Origin of the sequence: Bartonella sp. CE47NXGY, assembly GCF_042195415.1 — a bacterium.
In the GTDB taxonomy this organism is placed as follows: Bacteria; Pseudomonadota; Alphaproteobacteria; order Rhizobiales; family Rhizobiaceae; genus Bartonella.
Map to the genome: position 1 here is coordinate 1 of NZ_JBHIOI010000163.1, position 1,117 is coordinate 1,117.

At 40.6% G+C, this 1,117-nt stretch carries 2 protein-coding genes; both read right to left on the bottom strand.

What is annotated here, in order from left to right; genetic code table 11:
- Positions 1 to 84: 84 nt before the first annotated feature.
- Positions 85 to 312, bottom strand: a complete 228-nt coding sequence (locus tag ACFIL3_RS10395; RefSeq protein ID WP_375650784.1) for a hypothetical protein — start codon at positions 310 to 312, stop codon at positions 85 to 87.
- On the bottom strand, positions 309 to 971 hold the full coding sequence (locus ACFIL3_RS10400) for a lysozyme (protein WP_375682243.1): 663 nt from the start codon (positions 969 to 971) through the stop codon (positions 309 to 311). Before ACFIL3_RS10400 ends, ACFIL3_RS10395 begins: the two co-directional genes overlap by 4 nt.
- Positions 972 to 1,117 lie beyond the last annotated feature (146 nt).

Here is a 1,117-nt window from a genome sequence, read left to right on the forward strand (position 1 = left end):
ATCTCTCTTGCTAAATTAGAACTGATGACGTTGACATCTTGCCTCTCTAAATAAATTGGTAACCAACCAACACAAGAGATATACTTATTTGTCCCGCAACCAACGAGAAAGATCAGAACGCACATCAGCATCACTTTTTTGATTAACTTCACTTTCCACCTCCAGACGTGTTTTGGCTGCTTTTAAAGCTTTTTCTGTTTGCTTTTGTTGCTCTGCTTTTTTCCCAAGAGTAAAAGCTCTTGCTAATGCAATAAAAAAAGCGACTAAAGCCGCGCCTGTTATCATCAGATTTCTTTTCATCCATAAGATCATAGACGATGCTCCTGAAAGCGTTTAGCAACAAAGAAAATACCAGCACATGCGGCTAAAATCATAATGGTGGCCAAAGCCCATTGGATTGGTCCATTTCCTGCTAATAAGCCTCCAAGCCCAGAAAAAGAACCAATAATCGGTGCAAGGGCTTCGGCTTTGAAAAGCCCTGTTGGTGCTTGCGTTTCTACTGTTTGATAATTGGAGGAAACATAAGCCCCTTTTGCCCATAAGCCTGTTTCTGCCGCACGCCGGTGTGCGAGACCTTCAAGACGCTTCCCGCCTGCTTTGGTCCATTTCTGTAGCTCGGCAGGGACAGCTTCATATTCACCTTGATTGAGCTTTTTTAACAGTGTCGAGTTACAAAAGGCTCCTGTTCCTACATTATAGCAAAACGACACTAACGCCGCGAATTGTTCATCTGTTAATGAAACTGTAACAGCGCGTTCAACGACATTTTCAAATTGTCTTAAATCTTGGCAAAGAAGTTCTTCTGCTTGCTTTTCAGTGATTGTCATGCCTTCGTAAATAAAAGGCTTTCCAGCACTGTTTGTATGTCCATAACCTATTGTCCACACCCCAATGGCATCTTTATAGGCGTTCAAACGCAAACCTTCCCATTGTTTAATAAGTGCTAGTCCTTCTGATGATATTTTTCGCATATGCTTCTCCATAAAAAAAGCTCCGCAAAAAGCAGAGCTGGATTAAAAAATTGATATTTTTCCCATTTAAAAGGATGGCTTGTTAAAACCTATGTAGCTTGTTCATTGGAACAAAAGAATGTATTTGACATTATCTATTATGTAGC